The following is a 4,001-nucleotide window of genomic DNA, read 5'->3' as shown; positions in this document are numbered from 1 at the left end:
GGGGCGGGTGGGGGGCATTCGCGGCGGGGGGCGGCGGACGCGCCGGGCGGGCGGGCGCCCCCCCGGGGCGGGGGGGGGGGGCCGCGCCCGCGGGCTGCCCCCCCCCCCCCCCCCGGCCCCGTGGGTGAGGAGGGAGGGCCTCCGACGGGGGTGGCGAATGACCCTCCCACCTCGCTCGGGTGCCCGCCGTGGCGCTAGGAGTGGCCGCCGGGGCGGGGCGGTTCCTGGTGGTGTTGGTGCTGCACGGGCCCCTCGGGCCAGCGCCGCGCGTACGGAACTGTGGAGTCAGCCCCCTCCGGAGCCTGCGGCGGCATCGGCTGGTGGGCGGTGGTCGGCGGCAGGTCCCGGGTCGCCAGGTTCTGAGTGGGCGTGTCGTAGGCGGCCGGCGCGGCATGCCGCGCCGCGTGCCGCGGCGCGCCCACCGGCTCGGCCGCGGGCTGCGGGGTGGCCGTCGCCAGCCGACTCGGCCACCAGTTCCATCGGCCCAGGGCGGCCATCAGCGCGGGCAGGACGAAGATCCGGATGATGACCGCGTCCAGCGCGATGGCCGCAGCAAGACCCACGCCCAACTGCTTGAACTCGATGGCGTTGAGCGTCCCGAAGATCGCGAAGACACCGATCATCACGACGGCCGCGCTGGTCACCACGCCGGCCGAGCGGGTGATGCCGTCGCGAACGGCCTCCTTGACGGCGCTGCCCTCAAGGGCCGCCTCCCTGATCCGGCTGACGACGAACACGTGGTAGTCCATGGACAGCCCGAACAGCACGACGAACAGGAACAACGGGAGCCACGACACGACGGCCCCGGTGCTCTCGAAGTCGAGCAGCGACTCCGCCCAACTGTTCTGGAAGACCGCCACCAGCACCCCGAACGCTGCCGCGGTGGACAGCAGGTTGAGGACCACGGCCGAGAGCGCGACGGCCAGCGAGCGGAAGATGAACGCCATCGTCCCCATCGTCAGCAGCAGGACGAACCCCACCACCCAGGGCATCCGCGCCTTCAGATGCCCGGTGAAGTCCAGCCCCTGGGCCACCTTGCCGCCCACGGCCCCCTCCGAGTCCGGCACATCGGAGAGCACCTCAGGCACCCAGGCCCGCAACTTCTTCAGCGACTCGGTGGCCTTCGGATGCTTGGGCTGGTACGGCGTGCCCACGTCGACGGTATGCACCCGGTGGTCATCGGACTCCCGGATGACCGGCTTCTGGTCGTGCGCGAACAGCGGGTTGCCCTCCGTACGCCCCAGCAACTCCTTGAGCGCGGCCTGCACCTGCCCCGCCTCGCCGGCCGGTGCCCGCACCGCGACCTTGTGCACGGTGCCCTCGCTCGGGAACGCCTCGGTGAGCCGGTCCATGGCCTGGACGACCGGGATGTCACGGGAGAGGTCGTCCGAGCCCGGCTGCTTGAGCTTCATGTCCAGCGCCGGCAGCGCGAGCGCGAGCAACGCCCCGACCGAGACGACGAGTGTGAGGAACGGCTTGACCAGCGCCGGACGCAGCAGCACCGGCCACACCCGCGACTCGCCCTCACGCATCGTCAGCCGCCACAGGACCGGCATCCGCGGCCGATCCACCCAGCGACCGAGCTTGCCGAGCAGGGCGGGCAGCACGGTCACCGAGGCGAGCACGGCGACGGCCACCACGATGATGGACCCGGTGGCCAGGGATGCGAAGGTCGCCTCCTGCGCCAGATACAGCCCGGCCATCGCCACGATCACGGTGGTGCCGGAGACCACGACGGTGTGCCCCGAGGTCTCGGCGGCGATCTCGATGGCGTCGATGTGGCCCTTGCCCTTGCGGCGTTCCTCCCGTTCGCGTTTGAGGTAGAAGAGCGAGTAGTCCACCCCGACGGCCATGCCCATCAGCAGGATCACGTTGCTGATGGCGCTGGTCTCCGGCAGGACGTGCGAGGCCAGATGGGAGAGGCCCATCGCGGTCACCACGCAGGACAGGGCGAGGATGACCGGCACCCCGGCCGCAATGACCGCGCCGAAGACCACCAGCAGGATCAGCAGGGTCAGCGGCAGGCTGATCAGCTCGGCCTTCTTGAAGTCCTCGCCGATGGTGTCCTGCATGCCCTTGGCGGTCGAACCGGTGCCGACCTGATCGATGTGCAGGCCCTCGTGCGCGTCTTCGACCTCGGCGCTCACATCGAGGAGCGGGGGGACGTTCGACGCGGCGTCGTCGGCCTCGCCCTTCATCTCCACCGGCACCAGCAGCGCCTTGCCGTTCTCGGCCGGGACCGGGTCCTCGACCTTGGCCACCTCGGGCAGCGCGGCCATCCGGGCGGCGAGGTCACGCGCCGCGGCCCGCGCCTTGCCGGCGTCCAGCGGGCCGCCGGAGGCCGTGGTGATCAGGACGTTCTCTTCGGGCGTCTCCGGGAAGTCGCCGTCCACGGTGATCTTCCCCGCCCGGCCCGACTCCCGGACGCCCGACTCCTGCTCGTCGAGCTTGTTGCTGCCGACGGCGCCGCCGAGGAAGAGGCAGAGGGCGACGAAGACCGCCCACAGACCGATGGCCGACCACGGATGCGTTGCGCTCCAGCGCGCGATTCGTACGGTAGCCGGTTTCTTTCGCACCGTTTCGTTTCCCTCCAGTGATGCGGGAGCCGCCGTGGCAGCCGTATCGGAGTAGAAAATCTAGTTCCGCAGCCTGGACATGGACACGTGGTAAACCGTCGAGGTGGCCGTAGTTTCCCGTAAGCCTGACCCTGTGGTTTCCCATAGGGGCACCCTGCGGGAAGCCGTAACCGCGGCTGTGGGCGCTTGACCACAGAAGAATGCAACAGCTATTTTCGAATTCCCTTTAGCGCTTTTCGAAGGGTGCTCGTTTCTCGGCTCTTTTAGTCGAATCCGTCGGCATTTTTGGAAATTCCGGCGGCAGGTAGCTGACGTTCTGTGAAGTCCACTGAGGGGAAGAAATGGAAACCACCATCATTACTCGGCATCATGTTGCCAAGATCGTCCAGGAAAAGGGTTTCGACCAATTCATGGACCGAATGATTGACCGGCTCGGCGCGGCCTTCGCGGCGCCCGAAGGACACGGCGTGACCCCGGTACGGGACGGTTTCCTGCGCGGCCCAGGCGATACGGCCATTTTGGAGTGGATGCCGCACCACCAGCCGGACGATTCCATCACCATCAAGACGGTGGGGTACACCCCGACCAACCCGACCACGCACCGGCTGCCCACCATCATCGGCACCATGACCCGCTACGACGACGTGACCGGCCGGCTGCTGGCCGTCTGCGACGGCATCCTGCCCACGGCCATCCGCACCGGCGCCGCATCGGCCATCGCCAGCCGGCTGCTGGCCCGCCCCGACAGCCGGGTGCTCGGCCTGGTGGGCGCGGGTGCGCAGGCGGTGACCCAGGCGCATGCCCTCAGCCGCGTCTTCCCGCTGGAACGCATCCTCGTCCATGACATCGAGCCCGCGCACGAGGCTTCTTTCGCCGAGCGTGCGGAGTTCCTCGGCATCGATGTCGAGGTGGCCTCGGTCGCCGACATCGAGGCGGCGGCCGACATCCTGTGCACCGTCACCTCGGTCGGCGTCGGCGACGGCCCGGTGCTGCTCGGCGAGCGGCTGCGCCCGCATGTGCACATCAACGCCATCGGGGCCGACCTGATAGGCAAGTTCGAGGTGCCCAAGGCCGTCCTGAAGTCGGCCTTCGTCACCCCCGACCACCGGGGCCAGGCACTGCGCGAGGGCGAGTGCCAGCAGTTGACCGACGCCGACCTGGGCCCGGACCTGATGACCCTGTGCGCCCGGCCCGAGCTCGCCGAGGCCGAGCGCGAGCGGGTGACCGTCTTCGACTCGACCGGCTTCGCCCTGGAGGACCACGTGGCCCTCGACGTCCTGCTGGAACTCGCCGCCGGGGGCGGGGGCGGCGGCCCCCGGGGGGGGGGGCCCCCCCCGGGGGGCGCGCCCCGGCCGATGCCTGGTCCCACTCCGGCGTTCCGGAGTTGTTGTTTCGGGTGTTCCCGTCGGGGCCGGGGTCGGGGAA

At 70.1% G+C, this 4,001-nt stretch carries 2 protein-coding genes; one reads left to right on the top strand and one right to left on the bottom strand.

Annotated features, from left to right (window positions below; genetic code table 11):
- Positions 1–194: 194 nt before the first annotated feature.
- Positions 195–2,576, bottom strand: a complete 2,382-nt coding sequence (locus AAHZ94_RS29830; protein WP_349996825.1) for an MMPL family transporter — start codon at positions 2,574–2,576, stop codon at positions 195–197.
- A gap of 410 nt (positions 2,577–2,986) precedes the next feature.
- Between AAHZ94_RS29830 and AAHZ94_RS29825 the strand changes: the two genes are divergently transcribed.
- Positions 2,987–4,001 (top strand): ornithine cyclodeaminase family protein (locus AAHZ94_RS29825; RefSeq protein ID WP_349996823.1); only part of this gene is annotated, 1,015 nt, incomplete at its 3' end.

The sequence above is a fragment of the Streptomyces sp. HSW2009 genome (assembly GCF_040240285.1).
Classification (GTDB): domain Bacteria; phylum Actinomycetota; class Actinomycetes; order Streptomycetales; family Streptomycetaceae; genus Streptomyces.
This window is presented reverse-complemented; position numbering and strand designations above follow the sequence as displayed.